This window comes from Pseudomonas sp. 2hn, from assembly GCF_019646095.1.
GTDB lineage: Bacteria > Pseudomonadota > Gammaproteobacteria > Pseudomonadales > Pseudomonadaceae > Aquipseudomonas > Aquipseudomonas peradeniyensis.
The window spans coordinates 1,053,283-1,072,422 of the sequence record NZ_CP081016.1 but is presented as its reverse complement, the minus strand read 5'-3'; the positions used below and the strand labels follow the sequence as shown (position 1 = coordinate 1,072,422).

General features: G+C 63.9%; 21 protein-coding genes. 6 read left to right on the top strand and 15 right to left on the bottom strand.

The features are described from left to right. From K2O50_RS05015 to rlmF, 3 genes are all read left to right on the top strand, one after another. Positions 1–375: a hypothetical protein gene (locus K2O50_RS05015; RefSeq protein ID WP_050704116.1), complete on the top strand. Its 375-nt coding sequence runs from the start codon at positions 1–3 to the stop codon at positions 373–375. Between the two features lie 150 nt (positions 376–525). Then, positions 526–3,372 (top strand): valine--tRNA ligase, encoded by a 2,847-nt coding sequence (locus tag K2O50_RS05010; RefSeq protein ID WP_050704115.1) that lies wholly within the window; start codon positions 526–528, stop codon positions 3,370–3,372. Positions 3,373–3,479: 107 nt separating this feature from the next. Continuing rightward, positions 3,480–4,430, top strand: coding sequence for a 23S rRNA (adenine(1618)-N(6))-methyltransferase RlmF (gene rlmF / locus K2O50_RS05005; RefSeq protein WP_050704114.1), 951 nt, complete (start codon positions 3,480–3,482; stop codon positions 4,428–4,430). A 50-nt stretch (positions 4,431–4,480) separates the two neighbouring features. Here the strand turns inward: rlmF and K2O50_RS05000 are convergent, their stop codons facing one another. Further along, on the bottom strand, positions 4,481–4,762 hold the full coding sequence (locus K2O50_RS05000) for an HU family DNA-binding protein (protein ID WP_011535502.1): 282 nt from the start codon (positions 4,760–4,762) through the stop codon (positions 4,481–4,483). Between the two features lie 391 nt (positions 4,763–5,153). On the opposite strand from K2O50_RS05000, the gene yejK reads away from it, so the two are divergent. The 3 genes from yejK to K2O50_RS04985 all read left to right on the top strand — a co-directional run bounded on the left by yejK (position 5,154) and on the right by K2O50_RS04985 (position 7,218). Continuing rightward, the gene (yejK, locus tag K2O50_RS04995; RefSeq protein WP_050704113.1) at positions 5,154–6,161 is read left to right on the top strand and encodes a nucleoid-associated protein YejK; all 1,008 of its coding nucleotides are present in this window, start codon (positions 5,154–5,156) and stop codon (positions 6,159–6,161) included. Positions 6,162–6,592: 431 nt separating this feature from the next. Further along, positions 6,593–6,835, top strand: a complete 243-nt coding sequence (locus K2O50_RS04990) for a hypothetical protein (RefSeq protein ID WP_046854291.1) — start codon at positions 6,593–6,595, stop codon at positions 6,833–6,835. 119 nt (positions 6,836–6,954) lie between these two features. Further along, entirely contained in the window at positions 6,955–7,218 is a 264-nt protein-coding gene (locus tag K2O50_RS04985; protein WP_050704112.1) for a DUF3077 domain-containing protein, read from the top strand. A 56-nt stretch (positions 7,219–7,274) separates the two neighbouring features. Here the strand turns inward: K2O50_RS04985 and K2O50_RS04980 are convergent, their stop codons facing one another. The 14 genes from K2O50_RS04980 to K2O50_RS04915 all read right to left on the bottom strand — a co-directional run bounded on the left by K2O50_RS04980 (position 7,275) and on the right by K2O50_RS04915 (position 19,019). After that, positions 7,275–7,565, bottom strand: a complete 291-nt coding sequence (locus tag K2O50_RS04980; RefSeq protein ID WP_050704111.1) for a GIY-YIG nuclease family protein — start codon at positions 7,563–7,565, stop codon at positions 7,275–7,277. 43 nt (positions 7,566–7,608) lie between these two features. Next, positions 7,609–8,067 (bottom strand): nuclear transport factor 2 family protein, encoded by a 459-nt coding sequence (locus tag K2O50_RS04975; RefSeq protein WP_050704110.1) that lies wholly within the window; start codon positions 8,065–8,067, stop codon positions 7,609–7,611. 105 nt (positions 8,068–8,172) lie between these two features. Next, on the bottom strand, positions 8,173–9,453 hold the full coding sequence (locus K2O50_RS04970) for an MFS transporter (protein ID WP_050704109.1): 1,281 nt from the start codon (positions 9,451–9,453) through the stop codon (positions 8,173–8,175). A 13-nt stretch (positions 9,454–9,466) separates the two neighbouring features. After that, positions 9,467–10,135 (bottom strand): FadR/GntR family transcriptional regulator, encoded by a 669-nt coding sequence (locus K2O50_RS04965; RefSeq protein WP_050704108.1) that lies wholly within the window; start codon positions 10,133–10,135, stop codon positions 9,467–9,469. A gap of 959 nt (positions 10,136–11,094) precedes the next feature. Then, positions 11,095–12,144, bottom strand: a complete 1,050-nt coding sequence (gene hisC, locus K2O50_RS04960; protein ID WP_050704105.1) for a histidinol-phosphate transaminase — start codon at positions 12,142–12,144, stop codon at positions 11,095–11,097. A gap of 2 nt (positions 12,145–12,146) precedes the next feature. Then, a complete protein-coding gene (gene hisD, locus K2O50_RS04955) occupies positions 12,147–13,469 on the bottom strand; it encodes a histidinol dehydrogenase (protein WP_050704104.1) in 1,323 nt (440 codons plus the stop codon). A 126-nt stretch (positions 13,470–13,595) separates the two neighbouring features. Further along, on the bottom strand, positions 13,596–14,231 hold the full coding sequence (hisG, locus tag K2O50_RS04950; protein ID WP_011532429.1) for an ATP phosphoribosyltransferase: 636 nt from the start codon (positions 14,229–14,231) through the stop codon (positions 13,596–13,598). 90 nt (positions 14,232–14,321) lie between these two features. Continuing rightward, on the bottom strand, positions 14,322–15,587 hold the full coding sequence (gene murA, locus K2O50_RS04945; protein WP_050704103.1) for a UDP-N-acetylglucosamine 1-carboxyvinyltransferase: 1,266 nt from the start codon (positions 15,585–15,587) through the stop codon (positions 14,322–14,324). Between the two features lie 23 nt (positions 15,588–15,610). After that, positions 15,611–15,850, bottom strand: a complete 240-nt coding sequence (locus K2O50_RS04940; RefSeq protein WP_028689666.1) for a BolA family protein — start codon at positions 15,848–15,850, stop codon at positions 15,611–15,613. A gap of 118 nt (positions 15,851–15,968) precedes the next feature. Beyond that, positions 15,969–16,271 carry a lipid asymmetry maintenance protein MlaB gene (locus K2O50_RS04935; RefSeq protein WP_050704102.1) on the bottom strand — a complete coding sequence of 101 codons (303 nt, stop codon included), beginning with the start codon at positions 16,269–16,271 and terminating at the stop codon, positions 15,969–15,971. Beyond that, positions 16,268–16,921 carry a phospholipid-binding protein MlaC gene (locus K2O50_RS04930; RefSeq protein ID WP_050704101.1) on the bottom strand — a complete coding sequence of 218 codons (654 nt, stop codon included), beginning with the start codon at positions 16,919–16,921 and terminating at the stop codon, positions 16,268–16,270. The genes K2O50_RS04935 and K2O50_RS04930 overlap by 4 nt, the downstream gene beginning before the upstream one ends. 9 nt (positions 16,922–16,930) lie before the next feature. Further along, complete coding sequence (gene mlaD / locus K2O50_RS04925; RefSeq protein WP_028689663.1) at positions 16,931–17,416, bottom strand: outer membrane lipid asymmetry maintenance protein MlaD; 486 nt, start codon at positions 17,414–17,416, stop codon at positions 16,931–16,933. Beyond that, entirely contained in the window at positions 17,416–18,210 is a 795-nt protein-coding gene (gene mlaE, locus K2O50_RS04920; protein WP_050704100.1) for a lipid asymmetry maintenance ABC transporter permease subunit MlaE, read from the bottom strand. The genes mlaD and mlaE overlap by 1 nt, the downstream gene beginning before the upstream one ends. Continuing rightward, positions 18,210–19,019 (bottom strand): ATP-binding cassette domain-containing protein, encoded by an 810-nt coding sequence (locus tag K2O50_RS04915; protein ID WP_028689661.1) that lies wholly within the window; start codon positions 19,017–19,019, stop codon positions 18,210–18,212. Before K2O50_RS04915 ends, mlaE begins: the two co-directional genes overlap by 1 nt. Positions 19,020–19,140: the final 121 nt, after the last annotated feature.

The window sequence follows — 19,140 nt, the reverse complement described above, 5'->3', positions numbered from 1 at the left end:
ATGGACAAGCAGCTGAACTCCCTGACCCATTCCGCCCACCTGCTCGACGACCTCGAGTCGATCCGCGAGCTGCTGGGCGACGCCGACCTGCAACCGCCGCTGCTGACCGAGACGGTGGAGCAGATTCCCCTGCTGCTCGACGAGCCGGCCCCCGCGCCGCCCGTCGCCGAGGCAGCGCCGGTAGCGGCCCCGGCACCTGAAGAGGATGCCCAGACCCGCCGGCAGGACACCCTGCTGCACCTGGACGCCGAACTGCGCGCCGCCGCGCAACTGATCATGCAGGACGTGATCAACGACTTCACCCCGCATATCGAGACCGAGATCAAGCGCCGCCTCGATGCGCGGCTGGAGCGGTTGCTCAAGCGTTCCGAGTAACCATTCGTCCGGATCGCGGGGCAAGCCCGCTCCCACGGCAACACGTGGGAGCGGGCTTGCCCCGCGATGGGCGCTACACCTGTCTTGAAGCGCGCAGCTTGGTTATACTTCCCGGCTTTCCCGAATTAATGCCTAAGGGTCCCGCCGCGCATGGATAAGACCTACCAGCCGCACGCCATCGAAACTTCCTGGTACAACACCTGGGAGTCCGAGAACTATTTCGCTCCACAAGGTGCAGGCGAGTCCTACACCATCATGATCCCGCCGCCGAACGTGACCGGCAGCCTGCACATGGGCCACGGCTTCAACAACGCGATCATGGACGCGCTGATCCGCTTCCGCCGCATGCAGGGTCGCGACACCCTGTGGCAGCCGGGCACCGACCACGCCGGTATCGCCACCCAAATGCTGGTAGAGCGCCAGCTCGAGGCCAAGGGCCAGAACCGTCACGACCTGGGTCGTGAGAAGTTCCTGGAGAAGGTCTGGGAGTGGAAGGATCAATCGGGCGGCAACATCAGCCGCCAGATCCGCCGCCTGGGCTCGTCGGTGGACTGGAGCCGCGAGCGCTTCACCATGGACGACGGCCTGTCGGAAGCGGTCAAAGAGGCTTTCGTGCGCCTGCACGAAGACGGCCTGATCTACCGCGGCAAGCGCCTGGTCAACTGGGACACCAAGCTGCACACGGCGATTTCCGACCTCGAAGTGGAAAACCACGACGAGAAGGGCCACCTGTGGAACCTGCGCTACCCGCTGGCCGACGGCGCCAAGACCGCCGAAGGCAAGGACCACCTGGTGGTCGCCACCACCCGTCCGGAAACCCTGCTGGGTGACGTCGCCGTCGCGGTCAACCCGACCGACGAGCGCTACCAGGCACTGATCGGCAAGTTCGTCGAACTGCCGCTGGTCGGCCGTCGCATCCCGATCGTCGCCGACGACTACTGCGACCCGGAGTTCGGCACCGGCTGCGTGAAGATCACCCCGGCCCACGACTTCAACGACTATGAAGTCGGCAAGCGCCACAACCTGCCGCTGCTCAATATCTTCGACAAGAACGCCACCGTGCTGGCCGCCGTGCAGGCGTTCAACCTCGACGGCAGCGTCAACGAAGGTATCGACACCTCGCTGCCGGCCCAGTACGCCGGCCTCGACCGCTTTGTCGCGCGCAAGCAGATGGTCGCCGACCTGGACGCCCAGGGCCTGCTGGTCAGCATCGACGACCACGCCCTGAAGGTACCGAAGGGCGACCGTTCGGGCACCGTCATCGAGCCGTGGCTGACCGACCAGTGGTATGTCTCCACCAAGCCGCTGGCCGAGCCTGCCATCGCCGCCGTGGAAGACGGCCGCATCCAGTTCGTGCCCAAGCAGTACGAGAACATGTACTTCTCCTGGATGCGCGATATCCAGGACTGGTGCATCAGCCGCCAGCTGTGGTGGGGCCACCGCATCCCGGCCTGGTACGACGAGGCCGGCCAGGTCTACGTCGGCCGTGACGAGGCCGAAGTGCGCGCCAAGCACAACCTGGGCAACGAGGTGAAGCTGCGCCAGGACGACGACGTGCTCGACACCTGGTTCAGCTCGGGCCTGTGGACCTTCTCCACCCTGGGCTGGCCGGAGCAGACCGAGTTCCTGAAGAAATTCCACTCCACCGACGTGCTGGTCACGGGCTTTGACATCATCTTCTTCTGGGTCGCCCGGATGATCATGCTGACGATGCACCTGATCAAGAACGAGGACGGCACCCCGCAGGTCCCGTTCAAGACCGTCTACGTGCACGGTCTGGTCCGCGACGGCCAGGGCCAGAAGATGTCCAAGTCCAAGGGCAACGTCCTCGACCCGCTGGACATCGTCGACGGCATCACCCTCGACGCCCTGCTGGAAAAACGCACCAGCGGCATGATGCAGCCGAAGCTGGCCGAGAAGATCGCCAAGCAGACCAAGGCCGAGTTCCCCGAAGGCATCGCCAGCTACGGCACCGACGCCCTGCGCTTCACCTTCTGTTCGCTGGCCTCCACCGGTCGTGACATCAAGTTCGACATGGGCCGCGTCGAAGGCTACCGCAACTTCTGCAACAAGATCTGGAACGCCGCCCGCTACGTGCTGGACAAGGGCGAGGACTGCGGCCAGAACGGCGAGGCCTACGAGTTGTCGCTGGCCGACCGCTGGATCATCTCGCAGCTGCAGCGCACCGAAGCCGAGGTTACCCGCCAGCTCGAGCAGTTCCGCTTCGACCTGGCCAGCCAGGCCCTGTACGAGTTCATCTGGAACCAGTACTGCGACTGGTACCTGGAGCTGTCCAAGCCGGTGCTGTGGGACGAGAACGCCCCGGTCGAGCGCGCCCGCGGCACCCGTCGCACCCTGGTGCGCGTGCTGGAAGTCGCCCTGCGCCTGGCGCACCCGTTCATGCCGTTCATCACCGAAGAGATCTGGCAGCGCATCGCGCCGCTGGCCGGCATCGAAGGCAAGACCATCATGCTGCAGCCGTGGCCTGAAGCGAACGAAAGCCGCATCGACGCCGCCGCCGAAGGCGACATCGAGTGGCTCAAGGAGCTGATGGTGGGCCTGCGCAACATCCGCGCCGAGATGAACATCGGCCCGGGCAAGCCGCTGCCGCTGTTCCTGAAGAACGCCAACGCCGACGACCAGCGTCGCCTGCAGGAAAACGAAGCCCTGCTGAAGAAGCTGGCCAAGGTCGAGTCGTTCACCGTGCTCGGCGAGCAGGACGAAGCGCCGCTGTCGGCCACCGCGCTGGTGGGTGACCTGCAGGTGCTGGTACCGATGGCCGGCCTGATCGACAAGGACGCGGAGCTGGCGCGCCTGAGCAAGGAGATCCAGCGCCTGCAGGGCGAGGTCCAGCGCGTGGGTGGCAAGCTGTCCAACGCCGCCTTCGTCGACAAGGCGCCGCCTGCGGTGATCGAGAAGGAACGCGCCAAGCTGGCCGAGTCGGAGCAGGCCCTGGCCAACTTCACCGAGCAGCATGCGCGGATTGCTGCGCTGTAATATTCAGTGAAGCCATCGCGGGGCAAGCCCGCTCCCACGCCATCCCCCACTACAGGGGCGAGAACGTGGGAGCGGGCTTGCCCCGCGATGCTTTCCGGGACCAAACCATGACTCAGAAACCTACCCTGCACCCACGCAACCGCCACCAGGGCCGCTACGACTTTCCCGCGCTGATCAAGGCACACCCTGACCTGGCCCGCTTCACCATTACAAATCCCTACGGCAAGCCCAGCATCGACTTCGCCAACCCCGAGGCCGTGCGGGTGTTCAACCGCGCCCTGCTCAAGGCCCAGTACGGCATCCAGCACTGGGACATCCCGGCCGACTACCTGTGCCCGCCAATCCCTGGCCGCGCCGACTACATCCACGTGCTGGCCGACCTGCTGGCCGAGGACAATGCCGGCGAGATCCCCCGTGGCGCCCAGGTGCGCGCCCTGGATATCGGCGTCGGCGCCAACTGCATCTACCCCCTGCTCGGCCACAGCGACTACCGCTGGCGCTTCACCGGCTCCGACATCGACGACATGGCCCTGGCCTCGGCCAAGGCCATCGTCCAGGCCAACAAGCTCGACAAGGCCATCAGCCTGCGCCAGCAAGCGCAGCCCAGGCACATTCTCAGTGGCCTGCTGCAAGCCGACGAACGCTTCGACGTCACCCTGTGCAACCCGCCGTTCCACGCCTCCCGCGAGGAAGCCACCCGCGGCAGCCAGCGCAAGTGGAAGAACCTCGGCAAGCAGGACCACAAGCGCAAGCTGCCAGTGCTGAACTTTGGCGGGCAGAACAACGAACTGTGGTGCGAAGGTGGCGAGATTCGCTTCGTCAGCCAACTGGTCGCCGAAAGCGCTCAGTACGCGGCCCAGGTGCTGTGGTTCACCAGCCTGGTGTCCAAGGCCAGCAACCTGCCGGGTATCGAGGCGGCCTTGAAGAAGGCCGGGGTGAAGGCCCTGCGCATCGTCGAGATGGGCCAGGGGCAGAAGCAGAGCCGCATGGTCGCCTGGAGCTTCCAGGACGACAGCGCACGCCAGCAGTGGCATGCCGCGCGCAAATCACAGGCATGAAAAAACCGCGCCCGGGCAAGCCGGGCGCGGTTTCGTCAACGCATCAACAATTACTTGTTGATCGAGTCGGTCAGCACTTTGGCTGGAACGAACTTGACGACTTTCTTGGCAGCGATTTCGATGGCGGCGCCAGTCGAAGGGTTGCGGCCGGTACGGGCAGGACGCTCGGAGACTTTCAGCTTGCCGATGCCTGGCAGGGTGATTTCGGCGCCGTTTTCCAGTTGGTCGGCAACGATCTGGCCCAGTTGCTCCAGAGCAGCGCGCGCGGTGGTTTTCGGCGCGTCGATGGATTCAGCAATGTCGGCAATCAGTTGGTCTTTGGTCAGTGCCATGGTGGTGTTCCTTCCCTATCAAATCAGAGGTTGTGCAGCATGTTTGGTCGGTGGTCGGGCCAGCCCGGGACAATCCAGAGGCCGCGTCGATCGCGTATGTAGATACGCAAATCGGCGTTTGGTTCGACACCGCGCAAGCGATCTGCCAGCAATGCGCCACCCAAGGGGCGCAAGACCGCGCAAAGCTACCACAGGAATCGAGAAATATCCGCTGTCGACATTGATTTTGTGCAGGTTTTTCGGGGGTTTTCGGAAAAATCGCAAAAAAATGAACAAAAAACGAACAACTGGCATTTGTGCCAATATCTGGCCACTGCATCACCCCCACCCTGAGGTAAACTGAGCGACTTTTGCAGCGCGGCTTTTCACCGCTCAGACCACCGAGAATTCCATGCCAATCCGTCATTGCATCGTTCACCTGATCGACAAGAAGCCCGATGGCAGCCCCGCCGTGCTCCATGCGCGCGACAGCGAACTGGCAGCCTCCGACGCCATCGAGAACCTGCTGGCCGACCTCAACGACAGCTACAACGCCAAGCAAGGCAAAGCCTGGGGCTTTTTCCACGGCGAGTCCGGCGCCTACCCGTTCAGTGGCTGGCTCAAGCAGTACCTGGATGAGGAAAAGGACTTCGCCGCCTTCAGCCGCGTCGCCGTCGAGCACCTGCAGAAGCTGATGGAAGAGTCCAACCTGTCCACCGGCGGCCACGTGCTGTTCGCTCATTACCAGCAAAGCATGACCGAGTACCTGGCCATCGCCCTGCTGCACCACAGCGAAGGCGTGGCGGTGAACGCCGAACTCGACGTCACCCCGTCGCGCCACCTGGACCTGGGCCAGCTGCACCTGGCGGCGCGGGTCAACCTGTCCGAGTGGAAGAACAACCAGAACTCCAAGCAGTACATCTCGTTCATCAAGGGCAAGAACGGCAAGAAGGTCTCGGATTATTTCCGCGACTTCATCGGCTGCCAGGAAGGCGTCGACGGCCCGGGCGAGACCCGCACCCTGCTCAAGGCTTTCAGCGACTTCGTCGAGAAAGAAGACCTGCCGGAAGAATCTGCCCGGGAGAAGACCCAGACCCTGGTCGACTATGCCACCACCCAGACCAAGCTGGGCGAGCCGGTGACGCTGGAGGAGCTCTCCAGCCTGATCGACGAGGACCGCCCCGAGGCGTTCTACGACCATATCCGCAACAGCGACTACGGGCTGTCGCCGGAGATCCCGGCCGACAAGCGTACCCTCAACCAGTTCCGGCGCTTTACCGGGCGTGCGGAGGGGTTGTCGATCAGCTTCGAGGCGCATTTGCTCGGGTCGAAGGTGGAGTATGACGAGGAAGCCGGGACGCTGGTGATCAAGGGCTTGCCGACGCAGCTGATCGATCAGTTGAAGCGGCGCAAGGACTGAAATAGCCGGGGGCGCGTTGCGCCCCTTTCGCGGCACAAGGCCGCTCCTACAGGAATCGCGCTCCCCTTGTAGGAGCGGCCTTGTGCCGCGAAAGGGCTGCAAAGCAGCCCCAGCGATCTCAAAATAAGCACCGATTCATCAGACTTTCCCCATTCCCTGTAGTCCATTTCCCAAACATACTCCCAAGCCCTTTCAAGCCATTGCGGTGGTCTGGGTTGGCCTCTAGTCTCGGGCAGTCGCTGCACATTCAGCGATCGGCTTTGACAGGCCGTCCTAGGTTTATTCCCGTGGCTTAGCCTTCATGGCGGCTGTGCGTGGGGCACTTTATGTGCGCCGGGTTTTGGGATGCCTACCGGTCTGTCAACCCATGTACAGCTGCCACCTTCTTGTTTGACAGCAGGCGTGTGGTGGCCCTATCCAGGTGCCCCAAAATGCTAAAGATCGTCCCCGATCCACCCCACAACCCTCATTCCCTCGAAGACACCCTCATCCAGGCCACCGAGTACGCCCTGTGCGCCTTGACCGTTGCCCATCACGCCGTGCAGCTCAAACCCAGGTCGCCGGCTGCCGTGCTGATGATGGCGTCGATGCATGAAATGGAGTCGCTGCGTGTGTTGCTCGAAGCGGCATTGATCCAGGTACAGATGCCGGCGCAGGCGCCGACGTTGCATTAAGCCCAATCGCGGGGCAAGCCCGCTCCCACGCCAGCACTCAGTAGGCCTCGGCTGCGTGGGAGCGGGCTTGCCCCGCGATGGCGCCCGCACAGGCACCGACCCTTTCAGGGAGAAAAATCATGACCACAGACAACACCCCCACCACCGTCGGCAAGACCAAGTTCTACCAGGGCGAAGGCATGACCGACCCGCTGTTCTGCATCGAACCCGGCATCCCCTGCCAGCACGCCCGCGACCAGGCCTCGGAACTGATGGGCTGCGTACGCGACCTGACCATCACCGGGATCATGGAGGAAAAGCCTCAGTTACTCTGGGCGTCGTATTACCTGAGCGCCCTGGCCAAAGCATTGATGGATGATGCCGAACTAGGCATGAAGCACTGAACAGGGAACAAGGCGGCGCCATAGGTGTGCAGGACCAAGGCGCCCTGGCGAGGACACTACCCCCCGAGTCCGGCATAGGACGCCACCAACGCCTCCTTCGCCGCCTTGCGCAGCTTCTTCACCAACCGCTCCTGGCGCAACGCCTCGCCCTTGTCCGGCCATTGCTCCACATACACCAGCGCCTGCGCCGGGCTGGTCTTGAAATAGCGCGCGCCCTGCCCTTTCTGGTGCTTGATGAACCGTCGCTGCGGATCGTCGCTGATACCGCAGTACAACGAGCCATTGGCGGCACGCACCAGGTAGACGTACCAGGGTTTGCAATCGGGGGAAGGCGCTGTTTCGCTCACGGCTCGGTTCGGTGCAACGGAAGAAGGCCGCCAGCTTAACGCCTCAGCGCGCCTGCTGGAATGCGCGAAGCCCCTTGAACGCCTGATGGCGCACCTTGTTCTGCAGCATCGGCGTCCAGCCCAGCAGCACACCCGGCATGCCCAGTGCCTGACGTGCCCAGCGCCACAGGCCGAAGGTATCGTCGTGTTGGCAGATCAGCCCGTCGCGGATCACGAAGCGCGCCTGGATATCGTTGACCACCACCCGCCCGGTCTGGCTGAACAGGTAGGTCGCCACCCAGTGCGCGCCATCGCTGCGCACGTCGTCGAAAGTCAGGGTGAAGTCCTTGGCGCGGGCGGTGAGCATCCGCCACATATCACCCGCGTCACGCCCGCGCAGGGTGCCGAAGACCGGGTCGCTGAAGACGATGTCTTCGCTGTAGCAGGCCACCATGGCCTCGGCATCCAGGCGCTGGAAGGCCTGGTAGAAACGGGTGATCAGGGCGCTGTTGGCATCGCTCATGGACTGTTCCTGCGCAAGGTGCGAAACCCGCAAGATACTGCCTGGATGCCAGCAACACCATGCCCATTCGCGTCGTGAATGACGATCACGGGGCAGGCCAGCGCCTTAAACGTGCTCGCTGTTGACCTGCACATGCAGCGCGCGCCCGGCGCCGAGACCGAACAGGATCGCCCCGACGCCCAGCACCGCGAAGATCCAGCCCACCGCGCTCCAGCCACCGGTCAAGTCATGCACCAGGCCCACCGCGAACGGCCCCATGGAAGCCAGCGTGTAGCCCACGCCCTGGGCCATGCTCGACAGGTTCGCCGCCACATGGGCGTCCTTGGAGCGCAGCACGATCAGGGTCAGTGCCAGGGCGAAGGTGCCGCCCTGCCCCAGCCCGAGCAGGATCGCCCAGCCCCACAGCCCCTCGATCGGCGCATACAGGCAACCGAACAGCCCGCCCAGGGTCACCAGCATCACCACCACGATGGCGAGGCGCTGGTCCTTGCCACGCGTGGCCAGCCAGGGCGCGCTCAGGGAGCTGATCAGTTGCACGATCACCGAACCGGACAGCACAAGCCCCGCCTCGGTCGGGCTCAGCCCGCGACCGATCAGGATCGAAGGCAACCAGCCGAACACGATGTAGGCCAGCGACGACTGCAGGCCCATGTACAGCGTCACCTGCCAGGCCAGCGGGTCGCGCCACAGCCCGCGCACGCGGTAGGCGACCTTGTGCACGCCATGGCCCTGACGGGACTGGGGCAACCAGACCAGCATCGCCAGCAGGGCAGGCAGCAGCCAGAAGCCCAGCCCCAGTGCCCAGCTGTCATCGAAGTGGCGGGTCAAGGGCACCGTGGCCCCGGCGGCCATCGCGGCGCCCAGGCACAGCGCCATGGTGTAGACGCCGGTCAGGGTACCGGCGTGCTGGGGGAAGTCGCGCTTGACGATACCTGGCAGCAGCACGCCGATGATGCCGATGCTCGCCCCCGCCATCAGGCTGCCGAGGAACACCCCGGTGGCACCCAGGGTGCTGCGCACCAGGATGCCCAGCGCCAGGGTCAGCAGAATGCCGAAGATCACCCGCTCGCTGCCGAAGCGTCGCGCCAGGATCGGCGCCAGCGGCGCGAACAGCCCCAGGCACAGTACCGGCAAGGTGGTCAGCAGCCCGGCTTGCGATGCGCTGAGCCCCAGCCCTTCGGAGACCTGGCCGAGCACCGGCGACATGCTCGACAGCGCCGGACGCAGGTTCAGCGCCACCAGCACCAGGCCCAACAGCAACAGCCAGGGCCTGCGCAGCACCACGGGCTGTTGCTGGACCTGCTCGTCGTCGGCTTCGGCGTCGATCAGCAGTTCGTCGAGCTCCGCCTCGCGGGGAGCGGTGTTGCGGGTCAGTTGTTCGGCCATGGCCTTCTCGTTGTCAGGATTCGATGAGGGTCCGGCTCAGGTGCTTGGCCCGTTCCGGATCGCGTTGTTCGAGGGCGTCGAGGATCTGCCCGTGCAGGTCGAACACGGCCTGGCAGCGGGGGACGGTGGTCATGTTGTGCTGCAGGGCGGCGCGGACCACGCTGGAGAAATAGCGGTACAGCTCGCTCAGGGCGGGGTTGTGGGCGGCGTCCACCAGGCGCTGGTGGAAGACCAGGTCGCATTCTACGTAGGCGTCGACATCGCCATGGAAGTGCTCCGCGCTGTGCTGCAAGGCCTCGCGCAGGGCCTGCAGGTCGGCGTCGGTGCGGCGCATGGCGGCCAGGCCAATGGCTTCTGCTTCAAGGATATGGCGGGTTTCGCGGGCGTGTTCGACTGCGCAGCGGGACATGACCTGCACGGCCTGCAAGGGGTCCACGGCGGTACGCAGGTAGCTGCCGTCGCCCTGGCGGATTTCCACCAGGCCGCTGAAGGCCAGGACGCGCATGGCCTCGCGGACGGTGTTGCGGCTGATGCCCAGGTCGCTGGCCAGCTCTGGTTCTGTGGGTAGGCGTTGGCCTATCGACCAGGTGCCCTTGGCGATGCGGTCGCGGAGCTGGTCTACGGCTTGTTCTACCAGGGAGCGTTTGATGAGCGGGGTCACGGGGTGGGTACGTCCAGTCATCGGATGAATTTTCTTGGGGTTGGACGATAGCGGTTGGGGGGGGATTGGGCAAGGGTTTGGGTTCGAATTTCAGGGCGTGGGTTTTGATTTTTTTATGCGCATTCGTAGACGATATCGACATTTAGTCACCTTTCCGCCCTTACGGCGGGTTACTTTGGTCTTGGCCAAAGTAACCAAAGCCGCCCCGCTCCGTTCATCCGGCCCCTACGCTGCGCTCCGGGGTCCCCTCGCTCCGTTCTTGCTCCCGGGAGGACCGCGCTGAACGCCCCATCCTGGGGCGCAGCGCTTGACGGCCATCCATGGCCGTCACCTCCCTCCGCAAGAACTCCGCTCGGCCTCCTGAAGTCGCAATTGGTGTTGCCTGAACTATCGCGCGCTTAGAAGCAAGAGCAAGAGCAAGAGCAAGAGCAAGAGCAAGAGATGCGAAGCTATTTGATTGATAGTTAGTTATATATTGGCTGTTCCGACCCTTTCGCGGGGCAAGCCCGCTCCTACAGAGATCTATATAACGACGACTATTGCGTGGGAGCGGGCTTGTCCCGCGATACGATCGAGAGATTATTGAATTTCTAACTAGCGACAGCTGCGCCAGCCCAGGCGCCGCCCGTAACTTGCGCGACTTCAGGAGGCCGAGCGTAGGTCTTGCGGAGGGAGGTGACGGGCATGGATGCCCGTCAAGCGCTGGGGCCCAGGATGGGCCCTGCAGCGCGGTCCTCCCGGGAGCAAGGCCGGAGTGAGGGAACCCCGGAGCGAAGCGCAGGGGCCGGATGAATGAGCGCGCGGTTTTGCTTACTTTTGACGCGGACGGCGAGTCAAGACAAAAGTAAGTCGCCGCAAGGCGAAACAGCGATATAAGCGTCGCCGCTTGAAAAAGCCAAAACAGAAATATTAAAACAACAAGGCGCGAGTCAGAAGTCATAATAAAAACTTCGAACCCGCCCCCAGTCAACCCCCTGAAATCAATTCAAAGCATCAAGCAAAGCCTGATTCATCTCCGGCGTCCCAACGGTAATCCGCAGGAACTGCGCAATCCGCTCCTGCTTGAAGTGCCGAACAATCACCCCCTGCTCCCGAAGCCGAGCCGCGATCCCCGCCGCATCCTCCCCGGGATGCCGGGCAAAGATGAAGTTCGCCGCCGAAGGCAGCACCTCAAACCCCCGCGCTACCAACTCGGCAACCAACACCTCTCGGCTATCGATAACCTTGCGACAGGTCTCATCGAAATACTCACGGTCGTCAAACGCCGCCGCCGCCCCGACAATCGCCATGCGATCCAACGGATACGAGTTGAAGCTGTTCTTGATCCGCTCCAACGCCTCGATCAGGTCCGGATGACCAACCGCCAACCCAACCCGAAGCCCCGCCAGCGAACGCGACTTGGACAAGGTCTGGGTCACCAGCAGGTTGTCATAGCGATCGACCAGGCTGATGGCCGTCTCGCCACCGAAATCGATGTAGGCCTCATCGACCACCACCACCGAATCCCGGTTGGCCTGCAGCAGTTGCTCGACCGCCTCAAGCGGCAACAGGCAACCGGTCGGCGCATTGGGGTTGGGGAAGATGACCCCGGCATTAGGCTTGCTGTAATCCGAAACCCGGATCTGGAACTGCTCATCCAGCGCCACCTGCTCGAACGCGATACCGTACAGGCCGCAATACACCGGGTAGAAGCTGTAGCTCACGTCCGGGAACAGCAGCGGCCCACGGTCATGCTGGAACAGGCCGTGGAAGATGTGCGCCAGCACCTCGTCCGAGCCGTTGCCGACGAACACCTGCGCCGGCGTCACGCCGTAATACTCGGCCACCGCCTGCTTGAGCCGGTCACCGTTCGGGTCCGGATACAGGCGCAGGTTGTCGTTGAGCTCGCCACGCATGGCCTCCAGCGCCTTGGGCGACGGGCCATAGGGGTTCTCGTTGGTGTTCAGCTTGACCAGCCGCGCCAGCTTCGGCTGCTCGCCCGGCACGTAAGGCACCAGGTCCTTGACGAAGGGACTCCAGAATCGACTCATGCTCAGTTCCCCTTCTCGTTGAGGATGCGGTATTCGGCGCTGCGCGCGTGGGCGGTCAGCGATTCGCCCCGGGCCAGCACGGAAGCGGTGTGACCCAGCTCGGACGCGCCCTGCTCGGAGCAGAAGATGATCGACGAACGCTTCTGGAAGTCATACACGCCCAAGGGCGAAGAGAAGCGCGCGGTGCCGGAAGTCGGCAGCACGTGGTTAGGGCCGGCGCAGTAGTCGCCCAGCGCCTCGCTGGTGTGGCGACCCATGAAGATCGCGCCGGCGTGGCGAATCTGCGGCAACCAGGCCTGCGGGTCGGCCACCGACAGTTCCAGGTGCTCGGGAGCGATGCGGTTGGCCACCTCGATGGCCTGCTGCATGTCACGCACCTGGATCAGCGCGCCACGTCCGTTGATCGACTTCTCGATGATCTCGGCACGCTCCATGGTCGGCAGCAGCTTGTCGATGCTCGCGGCCACGCGATCGAGGAACTCGGCGTCCGGGCTGACCAGGATGGCCTGGGCGTCTTCGTCGTGCTCGGCCTGGGAGAACAGGTCCATGGCGATCCAGTCCGGATCGGTCTGGCCGTCGCACACCACCAGGATCTCCGAAGGGCCGGCAATCATGTCGATGCCGACCTGGCCGAACACATGGCGCTTGGCAGTGGCCACGTAGATGTTGCCCGGGCCGACGATCTTGTCCACCTGCGGCACGCTTTCGGTGCCGTAGGCCAGGGCCGCGACTGCCTGGGCGCCACCGATGGTGAACACCCGGTCGACACCGGCGATGCAGGCGGCGGCCAGCACCAGCTCGTTGACCTCGCCACGCGGGGTCGGCACCACCATCACCACCTCGGCCACACCGGCCACCTTGGCCGGAATCGCGTTCATCAACACCGACGACGGGTACGACGCCTTGCCGCCCGGCACGTACAGGCCGGCGCGGTCAAGCGGGGTGACCTTCTGGCCGAGCACGGTGCCGTCGGCCTCGGTGTACTGCCAGGAGTCCTGCTTCTGCCGCTCGTGGTAGATACGCACACGGTTGGCGGCTTTTTCCAGGGCTTCGCGCTGCACCGGGGTGATGCGGGTCAGGGCCAGTTCCAGGCGCGCGCGGTCGAGGATCAGGTCATTGATACCCTTGGCTTCGACACCGTCGAAGCGTTGGGTGAATTCCACCAGCGCCGCATCGCCACGCTCGCGCACGGCCTTGATGATGTCGAGCACGCGCTGGTTGACCGCGTCATCAGACACGCTTTCCCAGCTCAGCAGATGATCCAGATGTCGGGCGAAATCCTGGTCAGCGGCGTTGAGACGGGCAATTGCAGTGGACACGGTCATGGCGAGGGCCTCGTTATTAGCGGATGTTCAGGCGCCCTAAAGCTACCACTCCATCCGCGCGGGCACCTGAGAAAATTGGCTATGACGCGGATAGACGGGCGCGACAGCGGAGGTCGCGCGCAGAGGTCAGCCGCGGTGTCGCGATTCGACAGCGTTGCGCAGGGTGTCGATCAGGCTCTGGATACGGGCGTGCTGCATTTTCATGGAGGCCTTGTTGACCACCAGGCGCGAGCTGATCGTGGCGATCAGTTCCTGGGGCTCGAGGCCGTTGGCGCGCAGGGTGTTGCCGGTGTCGACCACGTCGATGATCTTGTCGGCGAGGTTGATCAACGGCGCCAGCTCCATGGAGCCGTACAGCTTGATGATGTCGACCTGGCGGCCCTGCTCGGCGTAGTAGCGCTTGGCTACGTTGACGAACTTGGTGGCCACGCGCAGGCGGCCCTTGGGCTCGGGCGCACCGGTCACGCCGGCGGTCATCAGCTTGCACTGGGCGATCTGCAGGTCCAGGGGCTCGTACAGGCCCTGGCCGCCGTATTCCATCAGCACGTCCTTGCCGGCCACACCGAGGTCGGCGGCGCCATGCTCGACATAGGTCGGCACGTCGGTGGCACGCACGATGAGCAGGCGGACATCATCCTGGGTGGTCGGGATGATCAGCTTGCGGCTCTTGTCCGGATTCTCGGTCGGCACGATACCGGCTTCGGCCAGCAGTGGCAGGGTATCGTCGAGAATACGGCCTTTGGATAGCGCGATGGTCAACATTGGAACGTCGGTCCTTAAGCAGCTATAGCCGGCCGGGCACAGGGCCCGACCGCAAAAGATTCAGGGCGCGTCCCTGCGCCGTACAGACGACTAGCCCGGTACGCGACGGATCTTCGCGCCCAGCATCTGCAGTTTTTCCTCGATGCACTCGTAGCCACGGTCGATGTGGTAGATGCGATCGATCAGGGTGTCACCTTCGGCGACCAGCGCCGACAGCACCAGGCTGGCGGAAGCGCGCAGGTCGGTGGCCATCACCGGAGCACCTTTGAGCGCCTTGACGCCAGTGACGATGGCGGTGTTGCCCTCGACCTGGATCTGCGCGCCCATGCGGTGCATCTCGTAGACGTGCATGAAGCGGTTTTCGAAGATGGTCTCGATCACCGCGCCAGTGCCTTCGGCGATGGCGTTGAGCGAGATGAACTGCGCCTGCATGTCGGTCGGAAACGCCGGGTACGGGGCGGTACGCAGGTTCACGGCCTTCGGACGCTTGCCGTGCATGTCCAGCTCGATCCAGTCTTCACCGGTGGTGATGTCGGCGCCGGCTTCCTTGAGCTTCTCCAGGACGGCTTCGAGGATGGTCGGATCGGTGTCCTTGACCTTGACGCGGCCACCGGTCACGGCAGCGGCGACCAGGTAGGTGCCAGTCTCGATACGGTCGGGCATGACGCGGTAGGTGGTCGGCTGCAGACGCTCGACGCCATCGATGGTGATGGTGTCGGTGCCGGCGCCCTGGATCTTCGCACCCATGGCAATCAGGAAGTTGGCCAGGTCGACCACCTCCGGCTCGCGGGCGGCGTTCTGCAGCACGCTGCGGCCCTTGGCCAGGGCGGCGGCCATCATGATGTTCTCGGTGCCGGTGACGCTCACGGTGTCGAAGAAGAAGTGCGCGCCGCGCAGGCCGCCCTCGGGCGCCTTGGCCTTGATGTAGCCGCCTTCGACGTCGATTTTCGCACCCATGGCCTCCAGGCCGCGGATGTGCAGGTCGACCGGACGCGAACCGATGGCGCAACCGCCCGGCAGGGCGACTTCGGCTTCACCGAAGCGGGCGACCATCGGGCCGAGCACCAGGATCGAGGCGCGCATGGTCTTGACCAGCTCGTAGGGAGCGACCAGGGTCTTGATGGTGCGCGGATCGATTTCCACCGAGAGCTTCTCGTCGATCACAGGCTCGATGCCCATGCGGCCGAACAGCTCGATCATAGTGGTGATGTCGTGCAGGTGCGGCAGGTTGCCGACCGTGACCGGACCATCGCACAGCAGGGTGGCCGAGAGGATCGGCAGCGCCGAGTTCTTCGCGCCGGAAATGCGGATCTCGCCGTCAAGGCGCGCGCCGCCAGTAATAATCAGTTTGTCCATACGTATCTCGCCGCCAAGTTGGCTCAGGTGCGCTCAGCCCAGGCTGCGCTGCTGAAGAATTTCATGGTTACCGCGTGAATGCTGCCGTTGGCGATCCACGGATTGAGGTGAGCATAGATCGCCTGCTGACGCTTGACCGGGCTCTGGCCGGCCAGCTCGTCGCTGATCACGTTCAACTGGAAGTTGCAGCCTTCGCCTTCAACTTCGACCCGGGTTCCCGGCAATTTCTCTTCCAGAAAGCTTTTGACTTCTACGGCCTGCATGCTCAACCTCGATCGGCGCCCAACGCGCGCGGGTCGGCCATCATACAAAAAAGCCCCTCGCCTGCGAAGCCCATGAGAGGGCGCGCTGACCGAGGGGCCTTTCCCGAACGGCAGGGCATCAGCCTGCCAGGACTTCATCGAGGTCATAGACCCCGGCGATTTCCCGCATATCCTCGGGAATACCGCGCAGTTCCCAGGTCTTGCCGGCCGCCTGGGCATCGCGCATGAAGCCCAGCAACAAAGACAGGCCGACACTGCTCGACTTCACCACCGCGGAGCAATCGAGCACCAGGCGCGGTTCGCGGCACGCCTCGACCAGCGTCTTGCCCTGCTTGCGCAGGGCCGGGCCGCTGCGGTAGTCCAGCACGCCGGCCAGGGCGAGGACGCCCGGCTCGGCCATGCTCACGGCGGCATCGCTCATTTGACTTCCTTATCCGGCGAGCTGTCCGCCGCTTCCTTGGCCTTGGCCACTTCGCCGGCCCAGCCGTCGATGGTCTTGTCCAGGTTGTTGCCGTTGCGCTGCATGGCGTCCTGGAACTGGTCGCGGAACAGCTTGCCGATGTTGATGCCGTTGACGATGACGTTGCGCACCTTCCACTCGCCATCGAGCTTCTGCATGGTGTACTGCACCGGATAGACCGCGCCGTTGGTGCCGGTGATCTTCATGCCGACGCTGGTGCGGTCGCCGTCCTCGGCCTTGGCCGGGTCGACGGTGATCCCTTGGTTGTTGTACTCCAGCAGGGCGTTGCCGTAGAACTGCATCAGGCTGCGCTTGAAGTTCTCCTGGAAGCGCTGCATCTGCTCGGGCGTCGCCTTGCGCGAATACTTGACGGTCATGATGCTCTTGGAAATGCCGTCGGCATCGACCACCGGGCCGAGGTTGCTGTTGAGCGCGTTGTAGAACGCCTCGGGGTTGGCCTTGTACTGCTCCTTGTTGGCCTTCAGGTCGCTGAGCAGCTGCGTGGTGGTGCCCTGGATCACATCACGGGCGGATTGCCCCGGCGCCGCCAGGGCCAGCAAGGGGAAGGCCGCCAGCAGAACCAGCAGGCCACGTCGCAGGATCGAAATCATGGAAACTCCTTAATTAGCCGGTTGTGCTTCTTTCGGTTCCTTGCCCACCGAGTTGAGCAGGAACTTGCCGATCAGGTCTTCCAGCACCAGCGCCGACTGGGTGTCGTGGATGGTGCTGCCGTCCTTGAGTACCGCGTCCTCGCCACCCACGCTGATGCCGATGTACTTCTCGCCCAGCAGGCCTGCGGTCAGGATCGAGGCAGTGGAGTCGGTCGGCAGGTTGTCGACATGCTTGTCCAGCTGCAGCGTGACCCGACCGGTGTAGGAATCGCGGTCCAGATCGATGGCCGTGACCTTGCCGATGGTCACACCGGCCATGGTCACTTTAGCTCTGACCGTCAAACCGGCGATATTGTCGAAGTACGCATAAACTTTGTACGTGTCGCTGCTCGGGCTGGCCGACAGCCCGCTGACACGCAGGGCCAGCAGCAGCAGCGCCAGGATCCCGGCCAGGAGGAACAGGCCGACACCGATTTCCAGGGTGCGGTTTTGCATCAGAAATCTCCAAACATCAAGGCGGTCAGAATAAAGTCCAGACCCAGGACTGCCAACGAGGCATAGACCACGGTCTTGGTGGTGGCACGGCTGATCCCTTCTGAAGTGGGCTCACAGTCGTACCCCTGGAATACGGCGATCCAGGTGACGACGAAGGCGAACACCAGGCTCTTGATCAGCCCGTTGATCACGTCGTCGCTGAACGAAACGCTGTTCTGCATGTTGGCCCAGAACGAACCCTCATAGACGCCCAGCCAGTCCACGGCGACCCATGAGCCGCCCCAGATGCCGACCACGCTGAAGATCAGCGCCAGCAGCGGCAGCGAGATGAAGCCGGCCCACAGGCGCGGGGCGACGATGTACTTGAGCGGGTCGACGCCGATCATCTCCAGGCTCGACAGCTGCTCGGTGGACTTCATGTTGCCGATCTCGGCGGTCAGCGCGGAGCCCGCGCGGCCGGCGAACAGCAAGCCGGTGACCACCGGCCCCAGCTCGCGCAGCAGGGTCAGGGCAACCATCTGCCCCACGGCCTGCTCCGAGCCGTACCTGGCGAGGATGCTGTAGCCCTGCAGGGCCAGTACCATGCCGATGAACACGCCGGACACGACGATGATCGCCAGCGACAGCACGCCCACCGAATACAGTTGCCTGACCAGCAGCTGGAAGCCACCGATGCCGCTGCGCCCGCCCAGCGAATGGCCGAGGAACAGGCACGAGCGTCCCAGCACGGCCAGCACATCGATGGCCGAACGGCCGAACAGACGGATACGTTCGAGTAAGGATTTTCTGCGCATCAACGCGTCCCCAGCAGATCGGCGCGGTAGTCAGGCGCAGGGAAGTGGAAGGGTACCGGGCCGTCCGGGTCGCCTTTCATGAACTGGCGGATGCGCGGATTGTCCGAGCCCATCAGTTCGTCCGGCGTGCCCTGCCCCAGCACCTGGCCGTCGCCGACCACATAGATGTAGTCGGCGATGCTCGCGGTTTCCGCGAGATCGTGGGAAACCACGATGCTGGTGATGCCCAGGGCATCGTTGAGCAGGCGGATCAGGCGCACCAGCACGCCCATGGCGATCGGGTCCTGACCGACGAACGGTTCGTCGTACATGAGGATCTGCGGATCGAGGGCGATCGCCCGGGCCAGTGCCACGCGGCGCTTCATGCCGCCGGACAGCTCGTCGGGCATCAGGTCGATGGCGCCGCGCAGGCCCACGGCCTGCAGCTTCATCAGCACGATGTCACGGATCATCTCGTCCGACAGCTGCGTATGCACCCGCAGCGGGAAGGCCACGTTCTCGAACACATCCAGGTCGGTGAACAGCGCGCCGCTCTGGAACAGCACGCCCATCTGCTTGCGCGCATCAAACAGGTCGCTGCGCGACAGCGCGGGCAGGTTCTGCCCGTTGACCCAGACCTCGCCACCGGACGGGCGCAACTGCGCGCCCATCAGGCGCAGCAAGGTGGTCTTGCCGCACCCCGAAGGCCCCATGATGCCGGTGACCTTGCCGCGGGGAATGCGTATGTCCACATTGCTGAAAATGCTGCGCGAACCGCGCTTGAAGGTGACGCCCTTCAACTCGACCGCGTAGGCGCTATCCACACTCATCTAGACTCCTTGCTAGTGCAGCCTCGTCATGTGGACGCCTGCCTTCATCTTGAAGGCACACAGGTCCCCTGCGGGCTGAATAGCGGCGAACTATAGCACCGCTGATAGGCCCGCCCCAAGG

What these genes read in the sequence shown, in the direction of transcription:
- rlmF (WP_050704114.1), top strand. Translation starts at nt 3,480, where the DNA reads ATGACTCAGAAACCTACCCTGCACCCACGCAACCGCCACCAGGGCCGC.
- mlaE (WP_050704100.1), bottom strand. Translation starts at nt 18,210, where the DNA reads ATGCGCAGAAAATCCTTACTCGAACGTATCCGTCTGTTCGGCCGTTCG.
- K2O50_RS05010 (WP_050704115.1), top strand. Translation starts at nt 526, where the DNA reads ATGGATAAGACCTACCAGCCGCACGCCATCGAAACTTCCTGGTACAAC.
- hisC (WP_050704105.1), bottom strand. Translation starts at nt 12,144, where the DNA reads ATGAGTCGATTCTGGAGTCCCTTCGTCAAGGACCTGGTGCCTTACGTG.
- hisG (WP_011532429.1), bottom strand. Translation starts at nt 14,231, where the DNA reads ATGTTGACCATCGCGCTATCCAAAGGCCGTATTCTCGACGATACCCTG.
- K2O50_RS04930 (WP_050704101.1), bottom strand. Translation starts at nt 16,921, where the DNA reads ATGATTTCGATCCTGCGACGTGGCCTGCTGGTTCTGCTGGCGGCCTTC.
- murA (WP_050704103.1), bottom strand. Translation starts at nt 15,587, where the DNA reads ATGGACAAACTGATTATTACTGGCGGCGCGCGCCTTGACGGCGAGATC.
- K2O50_RS05000 (WP_011535502.1), bottom strand. Translation starts at nt 4,762, where the DNA reads ATGGCACTGACCAAAGACCAACTGATTGCCGACATTGCTGAATCCATC.
- K2O50_RS05015 (WP_050704116.1), top strand. Translation starts at nt 1, where the DNA reads ATGGACAAGCAGCTGAACTCCCTGACCCATTCCGCCCACCTGCTCGAC.
- K2O50_RS04965 (WP_050704108.1), bottom strand. Translation starts at nt 10,135, where the DNA reads ATGACTGGACGTACCCACCCCGTGACCCCGCTCATCAAACGCTCCCTG.
- yejK (WP_050704113.1), top strand. Translation starts at nt 5,154, where the DNA reads ATGCCAATCCGTCATTGCATCGTTCACCTGATCGACAAGAAGCCCGAT.
- K2O50_RS04985 (WP_050704112.1), top strand. Translation starts at nt 6,955, where the DNA reads ATGACCACAGACAACACCCCCACCACCGTCGGCAAGACCAAGTTCTAC.
- K2O50_RS04915 (WP_028689661.1), bottom strand. Translation starts at nt 19,019, where the DNA reads ATGAGTGTGGATAGCGCCTACGCGGTCGAGTTGAAGGGCGTCACCTTC.
- K2O50_RS04970 (WP_050704109.1), bottom strand. Translation starts at nt 9,453, where the DNA reads ATGGCCGAACAACTGACCCGCAACACCGCTCCCCGCGAGGCGGAGCTC.
- K2O50_RS04975 (WP_050704110.1), bottom strand. Translation starts at nt 8,067, where the DNA reads ATGAGCGATGCCAACAGCGCCCTGATCACCCGTTTCTACCAGGCCTTC.
- hisD (WP_050704104.1), bottom strand. Translation starts at nt 13,469, where the DNA reads ATGACCGTGTCCACTGCAATTGCCCGTCTCAACGCCGCTGACCAGGAT.
- K2O50_RS04990 (WP_046854291.1), top strand. Translation starts at nt 6,593, where the DNA reads ATGCTAAAGATCGTCCCCGATCCACCCCACAACCCTCATTCCCTCGAA.
- mlaD (WP_028689663.1), bottom strand. Translation starts at nt 17,416, where the DNA reads ATGCAAAACCGCACCCTGGAAATCGGTGTCGGCCTGTTCCTCCTGGCC.
- K2O50_RS04940 (WP_028689666.1), bottom strand. Translation starts at nt 15,850, where the DNA reads ATGCAGGCCGTAGAAGTCAAAAGCTTTCTGGAAGAGAAATTGCCGGGA.
- K2O50_RS04935 (WP_050704102.1), bottom strand. Translation starts at nt 16,271, where the DNA reads ATGAGCGATGCCGCCGTGAGCATGGCCGAGCCGGGCGTCCTCGCCCTG.